Source organism: Micromonospora sp. S4605, from assembly GCF_003176715.1.
GTDB classification, from domain to species: Bacteria; Actinomycetota; Actinomycetes; order Mycobacteriales; family Micromonosporaceae; genus Micromonospora; species Micromonospora echinaurantiaca.
In genome coordinates this window covers 1-13,416 of record NZ_QGSW01000135.1, presented here as the reverse complement: position 1 = coordinate 13,416, position 13,416 = coordinate 1, and the positions used below count along the sequence as shown (strand labels likewise).

General features: G+C 74.5%; 13 protein-coding genes. 6 read left to right on the top strand and 7 right to left on the bottom strand.

What is annotated here, in order from left to right; all coding sequences use genetic code 11:
* Nucleotides 1-2: 2 nt before the first annotated feature.
* Genes DLJ47_RS09140 through DLJ47_RS09130 form a run of 3 tightly spaced genes read left to right on the top strand, consistent with a single transcriptional unit; the run spans nucleotide 3 to nucleotide 2,877 of the window.
* A complete protein-coding gene (locus DLJ47_RS09140) occupies nucleotides 3-881 on the top strand; it encodes an alpha/beta hydrolase (protein ID WP_109899624.1) in 879 nt (292 codons plus the stop codon).
* Nucleotides 878-2,062, top strand: a complete 1,185-nt coding sequence (locus DLJ47_RS09135; protein WP_109899623.1) for a lipid-transfer protein — start codon at nucleotides 878-880, stop codon at nucleotides 2,060-2,062. The genes DLJ47_RS09140 and DLJ47_RS09135 overlap by 4 nt, the downstream gene beginning before the upstream one ends.
* Nucleotides 2,059-2,877, top strand: a complete 819-nt coding sequence (locus DLJ47_RS09130; RefSeq protein WP_109899622.1) for an SDR family NAD(P)-dependent oxidoreductase — start codon at nucleotides 2,059-2,061, stop codon at nucleotides 2,875-2,877. Before DLJ47_RS09135 ends, DLJ47_RS09130 begins: the two co-directional genes overlap by 4 nt.
* 70 nt (nucleotides 2,878-2,947) lie before the next feature.
* Here the strand turns inward: DLJ47_RS09130 and DLJ47_RS09125 are convergent, their stop codons facing one another.
* Nucleotides 2,948-3,517 (bottom strand): TetR/AcrR family transcriptional regulator, encoded by a 570-nt coding sequence (locus DLJ47_RS09125; RefSeq protein WP_109899621.1) that lies wholly within the window; start codon nucleotides 3,515-3,517, stop codon nucleotides 2,948-2,950.
* 185 nt (nucleotides 3,518-3,702) lie between these two features.
* Between DLJ47_RS09125 and DLJ47_RS09120 the strand changes: the two genes are divergently transcribed.
* Nucleotides 3,703-4,383 carry an NADPH-dependent F420 reductase gene (locus DLJ47_RS09120; RefSeq protein WP_109899620.1) on the top strand — a complete coding sequence of 227 codons (681 nt, stop codon included), beginning with the start codon at nucleotides 3,703-3,705 and terminating at the stop codon, nucleotides 4,381-4,383.
* A 30-nt stretch (nucleotides 4,384-4,413) separates the two neighbouring features.
* Here the strand turns inward: DLJ47_RS09120 and DLJ47_RS09115 are convergent, their stop codons facing one another.
* Genes DLJ47_RS09115 through DLJ47_RS09105 form a run of 3 tightly spaced genes read right to left on the bottom strand, consistent with a single transcriptional unit; the run spans nucleotide 4,414 to nucleotide 7,154 of the window.
* Nucleotides 4,414-5,058, bottom strand: a complete 645-nt coding sequence (locus DLJ47_RS09115) for a response regulator (RefSeq protein WP_109899619.1) — start codon at nucleotides 5,056-5,058, stop codon at nucleotides 4,414-4,416.
* Entirely contained in the window at nucleotides 5,055-6,194 is a 1,140-nt protein-coding gene (locus DLJ47_RS09110) for a sensor histidine kinase (protein WP_109899618.1), read from the bottom strand. The genes DLJ47_RS09115 and DLJ47_RS09110 overlap by 4 nt, the downstream gene beginning before the upstream one ends.
* A 9-nt stretch (nucleotides 6,195-6,203) precedes the next feature.
* Nucleotides 6,204-7,154 (bottom strand): hypothetical protein, encoded by a 951-nt coding sequence (locus DLJ47_RS09105; RefSeq protein ID WP_109899617.1) that lies wholly within the window; start codon nucleotides 7,152-7,154, stop codon nucleotides 6,204-6,206.
* A 188-nt stretch (nucleotides 7,155-7,342) separates the two neighbouring features.
* Between DLJ47_RS09105 and DLJ47_RS09100 the strand changes: the two genes are divergently transcribed.
* Nucleotides 7,343-8,347: an NAD-dependent epimerase/dehydratase family protein gene (locus DLJ47_RS09100; RefSeq protein ID WP_109899616.1), complete on the top strand. Its 1,005-nt coding sequence runs from the start codon at nucleotides 7,343-7,345 to the stop codon at nucleotides 8,345-8,347.
* Nucleotides 8,348-8,431: 84 nt separating this feature from the next.
* Here the strand turns inward: DLJ47_RS09100 and DLJ47_RS09095 are convergent, their stop codons facing one another.
* Complete coding sequence (locus DLJ47_RS09095) at nucleotides 8,432-9,403, bottom strand: Acg family FMN-binding oxidoreductase (RefSeq protein WP_109899648.1); 972 nt, start codon at nucleotides 9,401-9,403, stop codon at nucleotides 8,432-8,434.
* A 310-nt stretch (nucleotides 9,404-9,713) separates the two neighbouring features.
* Between DLJ47_RS09095 and DLJ47_RS09090 the strand changes: the two genes are divergently transcribed.
* A complete protein-coding gene (locus DLJ47_RS09090) occupies nucleotides 9,714-10,355 on the top strand; it encodes a response regulator (RefSeq protein WP_088995228.1) in 642 nt (213 codons plus the stop codon).
* A 118-nt stretch (nucleotides 10,356-10,473) separates the two neighbouring features.
* Here the strand turns inward: DLJ47_RS09090 and DLJ47_RS09085 are convergent, their stop codons facing one another.
* Both DLJ47_RS09085 and DLJ47_RS09080 read right to left on the bottom strand, forming a co-directional pair.
* Nucleotides 10,474-12,210: a sensor histidine kinase gene (locus DLJ47_RS09085; protein WP_109899615.1), complete on the bottom strand. Its 1,737-nt coding sequence runs from the start codon at nucleotides 12,208-12,210 to the stop codon at nucleotides 10,474-10,476.
* A gap of 41 nt (nucleotides 12,211-12,251) precedes the next feature.
* Complete coding sequence (locus DLJ47_RS09080) at nucleotides 12,252-13,262, bottom strand: Acg family FMN-binding oxidoreductase (protein WP_109899614.1); 1,011 nt, start codon at nucleotides 13,260-13,262, stop codon at nucleotides 12,252-12,254.
* Between the last annotated feature and the right edge of the window lie 154 nt (nucleotides 13,263-13,416).

Genomic DNA, 13,416 nt, shown 5'->3' with positions numbered 1-13,416 from the left:
CCATGTCGTACACGGAGTTCGACGTACCGGTCGCCGGCGGCCACCTGCGGGTCTGCCGGTGGCCGGCCGCCCACGACAACGCGCCCGCCGTCCTCGCGGCGCACGGGATCACCGCCAACGCGCTCTCCTGGGCGGCGGTCGCCGACGCGCTGGCCGGGCGGGCCACCCTGATCGCCGCCGACCTGCGCGGCCGCGCCGGCAGCGCCGGCCTGCCCGGTCCGTACGGGCTCGTCCAGCACGCCGACGACCTCGTCGCCATCGCCGATCACCTCAACCTCGACCGGGTATCGATCGCCGGGCACTCGATGGGCGGTTTCGTCGCCGCCGTCGCTGCCGTCCGCCACCCGGACCGGATCACGTCGCTGCTGCTCGTCGACGGCGGGGTCACCCTCCAGGTGCCGGAGGGCGCCGACATCGACGCCACCCTGGCGGCCGTGATCGGCCCGGCCATGCGCCGGCTGCAGATGACCTTCCCCGACCCGCAGGCCTACCTCGACTTCTGGCGCGCCCACCCCGCACTGTCGGCGGACTGGTCACCGGTCATCGAGGCGTACGCGCTGCGCGACCTGGTCGGCCACCCGCCCACGCTGGGCTCCTCATGCGACCTGGACGCGGTCCGCCGGGATGCCACCGACACGCTCCTCGACGAGCAGACCACCACGGCCATCCACCGCGTCGGCTGCCCGACCACGCTGCTGTGGTGCGAGCGCGGCATCCTCGACGAACCCCGGGGCCTGTACGACGACGCCCGGCTCGACGCCGCCGGCGTGGACCGCACCCGGGTCACGGTCGAGCGGGTCGCCGACGTCAACCACTACACCGTCCTGCTGTCGGCCAAGGGCGCCACCGTTGTCGCCGACCACATCGGACGGCTGTCGTGAGACGGGTGTACGTCGCCGGGGTGGGCATGATCCCGTTCCGGAGACCATCGCAGAGCCTGCCGTACCAGCTGATGGGCGCCCAGGCCGCCCGCGCCGCCCTCGCCGACGCGGGCATCGACTACCCGCTGGTGCAGCAGGCGTACGCCGGCTACGTGTACGGCGACTCCACCTGCGGGCAGGCCGCCCTGTACGGCCTCGGGACGACCGGCATTCCGATCGTCAACGTCAACAACAACTGCGCCACCGGTTCGTCCGCGCTGTGGCTGGCGAGACAGGCCGTCGCCAGTGGCGTGGCCGACTGCGTCCTCGTGGTCGGGTTCGAGGAGATGACGCCCGGGGCGCTCGGGATGGCCTTCCCCGACCGTGGCAGCCCGCTAGCTCGCGGCGACGCCGCCCGTGCGCTCCTCCAGGACGACAGCGGGGTGCCGTTCGCGCACGCGTACTTCGGCGGTGCGGGCGCCGAGTACGCCCGCCGGCACGGCACCCGCCCCGAGACGTTCGCGGCGATCGCGGTCAAGGCCCGCCGCCACGCCGCCGCGAATCCCAACTCGGTCTTCCGCGACCCGATCACCGTCGAGGAGGTCCTCGCCTCCCCGGCGGTTTACGGGCCGCTGACCCGGCTGCAGTGCTGCCCGCCGACCAGCGGCGCCGCCGCCGCGGTCCTGTGCAGTGGCGACTTCGCCACCGCACACGGCCTGCCCACGACCATCACCATTCGCGCCCAGTCGCTGGTCACCGACCTACCTGGCACGTTCGACGACGGCACCGACATGATGCGCCTGGTCGGCTACGACATGACCCGCCGGGCCGCCGCCGAGGTGTATCAGGCCTCCGGTGTCGACCCAGCCGACATCCCCGTCGTCGAACTGCACGACTGCTTCACCGCGAACGAACTCATCAGCTACGACGCCCTCGACCTCACACCCGAGGGGACCGCCGAGAAGCTCGTCGCCGACGCGGACAACACCTACGGCGGCCGGGTCGTCGTCAATCCCTCCGGGGGGCTGCTGGCCAAGGGCCACCCACTCGGCGCCACCGGTCTCGCCCAGATCGCCGAGCTGACCTGGCAGCTGCGTGGCACCGCCGGGCCCCGCCAGGTCGAGGGTGCCCGGCTGGGGCTGGCCCACAACATCGGCCTCGGCGGCGCCTGCGTCGTCACCCTCCTGGAGCGAGCGCAGTGAACCTGAAGGACCGCGTCGCCATCGTCACCGGTGCCGGCCGCGGGATCGGCCAAGCCATCGCCGTCAAACTCGCCAGCCACGGTGCCCGGATCGTCGTCAACGACCTCGATGCAGAACCCGCCGCCGAAACGGTCGCCCTCATCGAGAAGGCCGGCGGGCAGGTGGCCGCCGTGGTCGGCAGCGTCACCGCCTCCGAGCTTGCCGCGCAGCTCGTGGACACCGCGGTCGGCGACCTTGGTGGGCTGGACATCATCGTCAACAACGCTGGCTACACCTGGGACGCCGTCATCCAGAAGACCACCGACGAGCAGTGGGCGGCGATCCTCGACGTGCACCTGACCGCACCGTTCCGGCTGCTTCGCGCCGTGCAACCCGTGTGGAAGCGGCTCTCCGAAGCAGAGCGGGCCGCCGGAACGGTGCGTCACCGCAAGGTCGTCAACGTGTCGTCGATCTCCGGCCTGGCGGGCAACCCCGGCCAGGCCAACTACGCCGCCGCCAAGGCCGGCATCGTCGGCTTGACCAAGACCCTCGCCAAGGAGTGGGGCCGGTACGCCGTCAACGTCAACGCCGTCGCCTACGGCGTCATCAGTACCCGGCTGACCGATCCGACCGGCCCCGGCCACATCGCCATCAATGGCCGCCAGCTCACCGTCGGCATCAATCACGACATCGCCGCCGGCCTCGGTCGGGCGATCCCCCTCGGCCGGCCCGGCACGGTCGACGAAGCCGCCGGCGCCGCCTATCTGCTGTGCACGCCCGAAGCCGACTACATCACCGGCGAAGTCCTGGTCTGCGCTGGCGGCTACGCCTTCTGACGAGGGTTCCCGCCGGATGAGCGGCGCCCCGGGGCGCGGCAGGCGCTGGCGCCCAGCGTGAGCTGCAGGGTCAGCGGCAGGCGGCGTCGACCAGCACGCGGGCGGCGGCCTTCGCGGTGTCGGGGGTGGCCGGATCCGCGTCGAGCACGCCGGCGGACAGCCCGCCGTCGAGCAGCAGGGTCAGCTGGCGGGCCAGCCGTGCCGGGTCGGCGGCGCCGGCCCGGCGGGCCAGGTCGGTCACCCAGGCCAGCACCACCCGTTTGTGCTCGACGGTGCGGGCGTGCACGTCGCTGCCGGCCTCGCTCTCGGCGGCGGTGTTGATGAACGCGCAGCCGTGGTAGCCCTCGCGCCGGCACGCCGACGCGAGGGCGTCGTACATGCCGACCAGCTGGTCGCGTGGGTCGTCGCCAGCCGCGCGGGCCGCGGCGCGGAGCTGCCCGAACCAGGTCTGGTCGACCTTGTCCAGGTACGCCAGGACGAGGTCGTCCTTGCGGGCGAAGTGCTTGTACAGGGTCGCCTTGGCCACGCCGGACTCGGCGATGACGGTGTCGACGCCGACGCCGCGGGGCCCGTGGGCGTAGAACAGCCGGAACGCCGTGTCGAGGATCCGCTCGCGCGCGGGCTGTGCTGGCTTCGTCATCCGTACCCCTCCACTGGCCAGGCAGACCAATGGTACAGACAAGTCTGTCCAGACCTCGTCGGGGCTGTCCTCCACCAAACATGGGCCGCGCACTAGCAGCAGACAGACCTGTCTGTTAGCTTGGTGGCCCCGGGCGGGCATCTGCCGCGGGCGGCCACATCAGGAACTCACGAGGGAGCAGCACCATGAAGATCGCGGTTCTCGGCACCGGAATGGTCGGTCAGGCGCTGGCCGGCCGCCTCGCGGAACTGGGCCACGAGGTCACCGTCGGCACCCGCGACGTCGCCGCGACGATGGCCACGACCACCCCGGACGGGATGGGCAACCCGCCCTACGCCGCGTGGGCCGCCGACCACCCGCAGGTCCGGCTCGCCTCCTTCGCCGACGCGGCAGCCGGTGCCGAGCTGCTGGTCAACGCGACCTCCGGGGCGGTGTCGATCGCGGCGCTGCGGGCCGCCGGTGCCGACAACCTGGCTGACAAGATCCTCATCGACATCGCCAACCCGCTGGACTTCGGCAACGGGTTCCCGCCCACCCTGTTCGTCAAGGACACCGACAGCCTCGGCGAGCAGATCCAGGCCGCCTTCCCGCAGCTGCGCGTGGTCAAGGCCCTCAACACGCTCACCGCGGCGCTGATGGTCGAGCCGAAGGCCCTCGCCGACGGCGACCACTCGGTCTTCGTGTCCGGCAACGACGCCGACGCCAAGAAGACGGTCACCGGCATCCTGACGTCCTTCGGCCACACCGACGTCATCGACCTCGGTGACATCACCACCGCCCGCGGCACCGAGATGGTGCTGCCGCTCTGGCTGCGCCTGATGGGCGCGCTGGACACCCCGATGTTCAACCTCAAGGTCGTCCGCTGACCCACGCGCCGGCCGCCGGTCGCGGCCGGCTCACCGGCGGTCCGCGCCGGTCGCGGCGTAGACGGCCAGCTGCACCCGGTTGGCGCTGCCGGTCTTGGTCATCAGGTTCGCCACGTGGGTCTTCACGGTGGTGACGCCGAGGTGCAGCCGGGCGGCGATCTCCGGGTTGGACAACCCCTGTCCGACCAGGGCGAGCACGTCGCGCTCGCGCTCGGTGACCCCCGCCGGCGCCGCCACCGGGGCCCGGTTGGCCTGGGTGTGCACCGCCTGCTCGACCAGGCGGCGCAGCACGGCCTGGCTGAACGGGCTGTCCCCGGCGGCCGCCCGCCGCACCCCGTCCAGCAGCTCGGCCGGGCTGGTGTCCTTGACCAGGAAGCCGCAGGCGCCCGCGGCCAGCGCCGGGTACAGGTGGTCGTCGTCGTCGAAGGTGGTCAGCACCACCACCCGGGTGGCCGGCCGGCTCGCCAGGATCCGGGCGGTGGCCGTGGTGCCGTCGACGCCGGGCATCCGCAGGTCCATCAGCACCACGTCCGGGCGCAGCTGCTCGGCGAGCCGAACCGCGGCGGCCCCGTCGGCGGCCTCGCCGACCACCTCCATGTCCGGCACCGAGCCGCACAGCATCCGCAGGCCGGCGCGGACCAGTTGCTGGTCGTCGACGAGCAGCACCCGGATCACGCGGCCACCCCCGTGGGCACCCGTGCACTCAGCCGCCAGCCGGTGCCCGCCGGGCCGGCGTCGAGCCGGCCGCCGAGGACCTCGACCCGTTCCCGCAGGCCGACCAGCCCGTGCCCGGCCGGTCCGCCGGGCGCCGAGCCGGCCGGGCCGCCGCAGTCGCGCAGCTCGAACTCCACCCGGTCGTCGTCGACCTGGATCGACAGTCGGGCCCGGGCTGCCGGGCCGGCGTGCTTGGCCACGTTGGCCAGCCCTTCCTGGGTCAGCCGAAGCACGGCCAGCGCGGTGCGGGAATCCAGCCGGACCACGTCCGGGTCGATGTCCGCCTGCACCTGCAGGCCGATCCGGTGGCTGCGGTCCACCGCGGTACGCAGGGCCACCGGCAGGCCCTCCGGGTCGACGAAGGTGACCTCCCGGGCCGAGCCGGGATCGCGCAGCACGGCCACCAGCCGGCGCAGGTCGGTCAGCGCCCCGGAGCCGGTCGCGTGCACGTCGTCGAGGACCTGCCGGACCCGGGGATCGTCCAGCGGCAGCACGTTGCGGGCCACCGCGACCCGGAGCACGATCGAGGCCACGTGATGCGCCACCAGGTCGTGCAGCTCCCGGGCGATGGCGGTGCGTTCCTCGGCGCGGACCCGGGACACCTCCTGCCGGGCGCGGTCGGCGGCCTGCCGGTTCAGCTCGCCGAGCGCACGGACGTGCAGGCCGAGCAGCAGCGGCGCCACCACCGCGGCGGCGGCGGCGTAGAGGACGGTGAGCGCCACGTCGATCAGCTCGTCGTAGTCGGAGAGCATGCTGCCGGTGACGCCGACCACCAGGCCGGTCCACACCTGCCAGCCGGAGCGGCGGGCGCCCAGCTCGAACATCGCCCAGGCCAGCGCGACCGAGGGGACGGCGTCGTTGTCCGCGCCGAACAGGTAACCCACCGCGAACGCGACGGACACGCCACAGACGACAATGAACGGGGACCAGATCCCGAGGTAGCCGAAGAGCAGGACGCCGACCGCGAGCCCCCGGTCGAGCGGGCTCATGGTGCTGCCGGCCGGGGTCAGGAGGAGGTAGCCGACCCCGGTCAGGCTCACCAGGGTGAGCCGGATCGCGGTGTACCGCTCCTCGAACAGCCGCTCCACCCAGAGCATGCCGGCATCCTATGCGGCGGTCCGGGCGGGCAGTAGCGCCGCGGAACGCGTGGGTAGCAGCCAGGCCGCCGCCGTACCGGCGGCCGTGGCCAGCACCAGCACCGCGAACGCGGCGAGCGTGGCGGCGTCCGGGGCGGTGAGCGGCTGGCCGCGCAGCGCCTGCCAGGTCACCAGCACCAGCAGCCCGGTCCAGGCGAACGCGAAGACGACGACCAGGCGGGTCCGCCGGGCCACGTCGCCGACCAGCCCGGACAGCAGCATCGCGAACAGCAGCAACGCCTGCAGGCCGTGGATGCCGACGAAGTGCCCGATCCGCAGGTCGCCGCCGGTGGTGCTCCACCCGGTCAGCGGCATGCCCGGCCCGCCGTCGGGCACCCCCACCGCGTGCGCGCCCATCGTGGTGCCCAGTCCCCGCTCGTCGAGGGCGAGTTGGGCCTCGGTCGGCACCGTCATGGTGAGCCCCTGCAGCAGGCCGACCAGCAGCACCACCATGCCGAGCCGCACCGCCCAGGTGCCGGCCCGGTCCGGCATGCCGTCCCGCCAGAGCAGGACGGTCAGCACCGCGGTGCCCAGCCACAGCACGCTGATCAGGCCACCCATGGCCTGCCACAACGTCTGGTCCAGTGGGGTGGCCTCGTTGAAGTGGCTGGCCCGGCCGCGGGCGGCCTGGGCGACGATGATGCCGACCTCCAGGATGGCGGTGGCGACGACGGCGTACGAGGTCCAGCGGGCGATCCGCCGGCCGCGCCGCAGGTGCGCCATCAGCCAGGCCAGGGTCAGTCCGTAGAGGACGAAGGAGGCGGCGAACTTCGCCGGCTTCAGCCAGATCGGCTGCCCGCCGAGCGTACGGTCGTCGACGACCAGGCCGACGGCGCTGACCAGCAGCAGGCCACCCATCAGGGCGGCGAGGAGGGTGAGGGCGGGGCTGCCCCGCCAGGCGGTACGCAGTGAAGTGGTCATGCCTCGACGGTCGTCGTCGCGGGCGGTCGGCACCTCCTGCCGTCCGGCCGGACCGGGCTCCTGCCACCGGCCGCGCCTCCTGCCACGGGAGGAGGCCGGCGGCAGGAGGGGCCGCTTCTGCCATCAGCAGATCCGCTCACCGTGAACATCGGGCCGGGGCGCCACCGCGAGGCGGCACAGTGGGGTCCATGAGACTGCTGGTGCTGGGTGGTACGGGATTCGTGGGCGGCGCGACGGTGGCCGAGGCGGTCCGCCGGGGCTGGTCGGTGACGCTGTTCAACCGGGGCGTTTCCGGGAGCACGCCGGCCGGCGTACACCGGCTGCGGGGTGACCGGACCGCGCCCGGCGGGCTGGCCGCGCTGGCCGGCGGCGAGTGGGACGTGGTGGTGGACACCTGGGACGGCGCGCCGCGGGCGGCGGGGACGGCGGCGCGGGCGCTGCACGGCCGGGTCGGGCAGTACGTCTACGTCTCCAGCGGGTCGGTCTACGCCGAACCGGTGCAACCGGGCTCGGCCGAGGACGCGCCCGTGGTGGACGCCGAGCCGGACGCCACCGACGGCGACTACCCGCAGCTCAAGGCGGGCGCCGAGCGGGCCGTGCGGCAGGTGTACGGCGACACCGCGCTGATCGCCCGGGCCGGGCTGATCCTCGGCCCGGGGGAGGACATCGGCCGGCTGCCGTGGTGGCTGGAGCGGATCGCCCGGGGCGGGGAGGTGCTCGCACCCGGCCCGGCCGACCTGCCCCTGCAGTACGTCGACGCGCGGGACCTGGCCGGCTGGCTGCTCGACCGGGGCGCCGACCGGCTCGGCGGGACGTTCAACGTGGTCAGCCGCACCGGGCACGCCACCGTGGGTGAGCTGCTCGACGCCTGCGTCGCGGCCACCGGGGCGGACGCCCGGCTGCGCTGGGTCGACCCGGAACCGATCCTGGCCGCCGGGGTGGTGCCCTGGAACGACCTGCCGATCTGGATTCCGCTCGGGCACGAGTACCGCTGGTTGCAGGAGCGCGACGTCAGCCGGGCGTACGCGGCGGGGCTGACCTGCCGCCCGGTGGCCGAGACGGTCGCCGACACCTGGCGCTGGCTGCGCCAGGTCGGCACCGTGCCGCCGCGGGCCGGGCGGCCGCAGCGGGCGAAGGTGGGGCTCGACCCGGCCCGGGAGTCGGCGCTGCTGGCCGGCCTCGCCCCGGCCTGACCGGCGGGCCGGCTGGCCCGGCGCCCCGGCCCTGGCCAGGCCGGGGCGGGCCGGTCCCGTTCGGGGGCGGCCCGGCGGGCCGGGTCACTGGCCGACCGGCAGTTCCAGCACCTCGTCAACGTCGCGGCGGGGGGTCGGCGACCCCGGCTGGCCGTAGCCGATCCGCAGCACCATCTGCGGGGTGCCGAACCGGCCCAGCGAGAGCCGCAGCTGCTCCCGGGCCCCCGGCACCTCGATCGGCTGCGACAGCATCGACGCCGACAGCCCGGAGTCGGTCGCGGTGAGCAGCACCCGCTGCAACGCCTGCCCGGCGACCACCTGGTCCACCGCCGTGTTGCCGGCCGAGCCCAGCACGGCGACCAGCGGCTCCGGTTCGAAGTCGCGCCCCGGGGCCCGGTCCAGCCCGCCGAAGCCCCGGGACGGCAGCAGGTCCTGCGGCTCGCTCTGCGGGCCACCGGCGGCCGCCGGCACCCCGTCCGGTGCGGGCTCGGTGCGCACCCAGTCGGTGCGTTCCGCCCGGTAGGCGGGGTCCCGTTCGAGCACCCGGTGGGCGCTGCGGGCGATCTCGGCGAAGGCGTTCACCGCGCTGACCCCGATCAGCAGCTCCAGCCAGCACAGCTCGGCCCGGGCCGCCTCGGCGAGCCGCCACCGGGCGTCGGCCGGCACCGGGTCCGGCCAGAACGGCGCCCGGTTGCTGAACCGGCGGGGGATGGCGGCGTGCAGGCTCTGCTCCGTCGGGGTGGGTCGGCGGGGCAGGTCGGGCACCAGCCGGGCCACCACGTCCGGTTCGGCCGGGTAGGGGCGCAGCCGCACCCGTGCCGGGGTGCCCGCAACGGCCAGCGCGAGCCGCAGGTTGAACAGGGCCGCCCCGCAGGCGATCCGGACGCCCCAGCCGCTCGGGTCGGTGGCCGGCAGCCGCCGGGACGCGTCGACGAGCACCTCGATGCCGCCGTCGCGCAGGCGGAACCGCCACGGCTGGGTGTTGTGCAGCGACGGCGCCCGTACCGCGTCGGTCACGGCGTCGCGTAGCTGCTCGATGGTGTAGGCGGCGTCCATCTTCGGCTCCTTCGGCACTCGCCGGGTTCCTCTCCACCGTGCCCCGGCCGGCACCGGCCGGACAGGGCCGGACGTCCCGTCCGCCCGGGCCCGACCGCCCCCCGCCGCAGGTCAACGGCCTGGTGACCAGCGCACCGGGCCAGCTCCAGTCACCCGCCTCCGGCGGCACGCACCGCCCCCTCCGGTGCGGCCGTGCCCGTTCCTCCCGGGTCGGTCAGCCGTGGCGTCGGCTGTCCGTTCGGCCGCAGGTCACGGCGGTTCGGGACCTTCGGCCCGTGCCGATCCGCCCGGCAGCGGGTAGAAACGAGGAATGATCCGGGTGTTCCTCCTCGACGACCACGAGGTCGTCCGTCGTGGCCTTGCCGACCTGCTGACCAGCAGCGGTGACATCGAAGTGGTCGGCGAGTCCGGCTCCGCCCAGGAGGCGGCGCGGCGGATCCCGGCGCTGCGGCCGGACGTGGCCATCCTCGACGCCCGGCTGCCCGACGGCAACGGCATCGACGTGTGCCGCGACGTCCGGGCCGTGGACTCCTCGATCAAAGGTCTGATCCTCACCTCGTACGAGGATGACGAGGCGCTGTTCGCGGCGATCATGGCCGGCGCGGCCGGCTACGTGCTCAAGCAGATCCGCGGCACCGACCTGGTCGACGCGGTGCGCCGGGTGGCGGCCGGGCAGTCGCTGCTCGACCCGGCGATCACCACCCGGGTGCTGGAGCGGATCCGCAGCGGCGTCGAGCAGCCCCGGGAGCTGAAGGACCTCACCGACCAGGAGCGGCGGATCCTGGAGTACGTGGCCGAGGGGCTCACCAACCGGGAGATCGCCGGCAAGATGTTCCTGGCCGAGAAGACGGTCAAGAACTACGTCTCCAGCGTGCTGGCCAAGCTGGGCCTGGAGCGCCGTACGCAGGCCGCCGTCCTGGCCACCCGCCTGCTCGGCAAGACCACCCACTGACCCACCACCGCCCTCCCCGCCCGCCGACCCCGGCGCGCCCTTTCGGGGAACGAGTGGCCTCGTCGCGCCCGGAGGCCACCCGTTCTCCGTACGACCGCTGAGGAGGTGGGGTGGGAGGTCAGTCGCGCAGTGGGACTGACCAGTGCAGTTCGGTGCCGCGCGGGCTGGCCGGGCGCACCTCGAACACGCCGCCGTGCCGTTCCGCGCGTTCGCGCAGATTGACCAGCCCGCCCCGGGCGGCGGCCGGGTCGCAGCCCACCCCGTCGTCGGTGACGGTGACCGACACCTGCCCGGCGTCGACCCGGACGGCGACCGCCACCCGGTCGGCCTGGGCGTGGCGTACCGCGTTGGACAGCGCCTCCCGCAGCACGGCGGTGAGGTCGGGGCGGACCGCGTCCGGCACGGCGCTGTCGATCGGGCCGGCCAGCTCCAGGCTGGGCCGGTAACCGAGGGACTCGGCGGCCACCTCGACCGCCTCCCGGATCTCGGTGCGCAGCGCCGCGCTCATCGGCGTGCGCAGCTCGAAGATGGTGCGGCGGATGTCCTTGATGGTGGCGTCCAGGTCGTCGACCGCCGCGTTGATCCGCTTGGCGATCTCCGGCTTCGCCGCGATCGGGGCGGCGCTCTGCAGTTGCAGACCGGTGGCGAAGAGCCGCTGGATGACCACGTCGTGCAGGTCCCGGGCGATCCGCTCGCGGTCCTCCAGGACGACCAGCAGCTCCCGCTCCTCCTGGCCCCGGGCCCGCTCCATGGCCAGTGCCGCCTGCCCGGCGAAGCTGCCGAGCTGGGCGAGCGCCTGGTCGTCGATGCTGGACGGCAGGTGGTCGGGCCGGTGCGCGATCACCAGCACGCCGTGCAGGGTGTCCGCGGTGGCCAGCGGGGAGACCACCGCCGGCCCGGTGTGCAGCAGCGCCGGCCAGGGCGCGGCGTGCGCGAGGTTGTCGACCACGTCGTGCCGGCCCTCGGCGACGGCCGCGGCGAAGCTGGTCTCGGCGGCCGGCAGTGCGGCGCCGACCAGCGCCGCAGCCTGGTCACCGGCCCCGTCGACGACCTCGACGGTGAACTGGCCGGCCTCGGGGTCGTAGAGCAGCACCAGCGCCAGCTCGGCCTCGGCCACCTCGCGGGCCCGGCGGGCCACCAGCGCCAGCGCGTCGGTGCGGCGCACCTCGCCGAGCAGCACCGAGGTGATCTCGGCGGTCGCGGCGAGCCAGCGCTCCCGCTGGTGGGCCAGGGCGTACAGGCGGGCGTTCTCGATCGCCACGCCGGCCGCGGCGGCCAGCGCGACCACGATCTCCTCGTCGTCGTCGGTGAACTCGGCGGCGCCCTGTTTCTCGGCCAGGTAGAGGTTGCCGAAGACCTGGTCGCGGATGCGCACCGGCACGCCGAGGAAGCTGTGCATCGGCGGGTGGTGCGGCGGGAAGCCGTACGAGTTGGGGTGCTGGGTGATGTCCGGCATCCGCACCGGTCGGGGGTCGTCGATGAGCAGGCCGAGCACGCCCCGCCCGTGCGGCAGGTCACCGATCTTGGCGTGCAGCTCGGCGTCGATGCCGTAGGTGATGAAGTCGTGCAGCATCCGGTCGGCGCCGATCACGCCGAGCGCGCCGTAGCGGGCGCCGGCCAGCTCGCACGCCGCCTCGACGATCCGCTGCAGGGTGCTGCGCAGATCCAGGTCGGTGCCGATGCCGACCACCGCGTCCAGCAGCGCCCGCAGCCGCTCGCGGCTGGTGACCACCTCGCCGACCCGGTCGAGCATCTCCTGCAGCAGCTCGTCGAGGTGGACCCGGGACAGCGGGCTCAACCCGAGCGAGGGCGTCGCCGGGAGTTCCGGCCGGGGGTTCGGTGCGTTGGCGGCCATCGGCCGATCTTAACGGCCGGCCGGCCGCCGGCACGAGCGCGTCAGCCCTGCCCGCCGCGTACCGCCGAGGTGTCCACCACCTGCTCCACCGGCAGCCGCGGGGTGTGCGGCGGCCCGGCGTGCGCCGGGTCCGCGATCCCCAGGCGCAGCACGATGTACGGGTGGCCGAGCCCGGCCAGCAGCCGGCGCAGCGTCTGCCGGGTGCGCTCCACCTCCACCACCCCGCTCAGCGGCACCACCGACACGCCCTGCCGGGTGGCGGTCAGCCACGCCGCGGAGAGCGCCTCGCCGGCGCGCAGCCAGCTGTCCCGCTCGTCCTCGTCGCCGTAGAGCAGCGCGTACACCGCCGCCCGGTCGTGGCCCGGGCCGACCGGCAGGCTGCCGGGGCGGCCGAAGTCCCGGCCCGGCACGGTGGTCTGCGGCGGCTGCTCGGGCAGCACCTCCGGGGGCAGCCCGGTGCCGGTGCCGGCCCGGCTGGTCCAGTAGTCCAGCTCCTCGCGCAGCTGCGGGTCCTCAGCCTCGACCGTGGCGGCGTGCCCGGCCGCGGCGGCCAGCTCCATCACCTGGTCGGAGTCGAGGATCTGCAACCGGCAACCCTCGGCGGCGACCGCCGAGCTGATCTGCCCGAGCGCGGCCGTGGGCACCGGCTCGTCGCTGACCGGACGCCGGTCGGTGTGCCGCACCTGCATGCACTGCACCATGTGCATCGCGTCCGGGTCGGCGCCGGTGCGGGAGAAGCCGGTCAGCCGGGCCAGCAGCTGGGCGTCGTCCGGGTCGGGCAGCCGCTCCACCATCGCCATCCAGCCCTCGGCGGCCAGCGCCAGCCGGGCGTGGTGCAGCGCCGTGCCGCAGCTGATCGACAGCAGCCGCCCGTCCGGGTCGGTCGCGGTGAGCCGGCGGTCGGGGACCGCGTGCAGCTCCAGCGCGTCGGGCAGCACCCGCCACCGCCACGGTTGGGTGTTGTGCACCGACGGGGCGTGACCGGCCATGGCCGCCGCCTCCGCGAGCGCGGTGGTCAGCGGCCGGTCGCTCGCCGGCGTCTCGTGGCTCATCGTCACGACCTTTCGTCTCTGCCCATCGTGCCGCACCCGGGTGGCGTCGCGGGCGGGGTTGCCGCTCCCATCCTGCGACATCCGGCAGGCCATCGCACGGTACCCAGGTCCCGCCGCCGCCGGGTCCTTCGGCCCGCCCGCGACGCCACCCGGG

Excerpts from the sequence above, each read along its gene's own strand:
- DLJ47_RS09140 (WP_109899624.1), top strand. The coding sequence starts at position 3 with ATGTCGTACACGGAGTTCGACGTACCGGTCGCCGGCGGCCACCTGCGG.
- DLJ47_RS09125 (WP_109899621.1), bottom strand. The coding sequence starts at position 3,517 with ATGACGAAGCCAGCACAGCCCGCGCGCGAGCGGATCCTCGACACGGCG.
- DLJ47_RS09120 (WP_109899620.1), top strand. The coding sequence starts at position 3,703 with ATGAAGATCGCGGTTCTCGGCACCGGAATGGTCGGTCAGGCGCTGGCC.
- DLJ47_RS09110 (WP_109899618.1), bottom strand. The coding sequence starts at position 6,194 with ATGCTCTGGGTGGAGCGGCTGTTCGAGGAGCGGTACACCGCGATCCGG.
- DLJ47_RS09105 (WP_109899617.1), bottom strand. The coding sequence starts at position 7,154 with ATGACCACTTCACTGCGTACCGCCTGGCGGGGCAGCCCCGCCCTCACC.
- DLJ47_RS09100 (WP_109899616.1), top strand. The coding sequence starts at position 7,343 with ATGAGACTGCTGGTGCTGGGTGGTACGGGATTCGTGGGCGGCGCGACG.
- DLJ47_RS09095 (WP_109899648.1), bottom strand. The coding sequence starts at position 9,403 with ATGGACGCCGCCTACACCATCGAGCAGCTACGCGACGCCGTGACCGAC.
- DLJ47_RS09090 (WP_088995228.1), top strand. The coding sequence starts at position 9,714 with ATGATCCGGGTGTTCCTCCTCGACGACCACGAGGTCGTCCGTCGTGGC.
- DLJ47_RS09085 (WP_109899615.1), bottom strand. The coding sequence starts at position 12,210 with ATGGCCGCCAACGCACCGAACCCCCGGCCGGAACTCCCGGCGACGCCC.
- DLJ47_RS09080 (WP_109899614.1), bottom strand. The coding sequence starts at position 13,262 with ATGAGCCACGAGACGCCGGCGAGCGACCGGCCGCTGACCACCGCGCTC.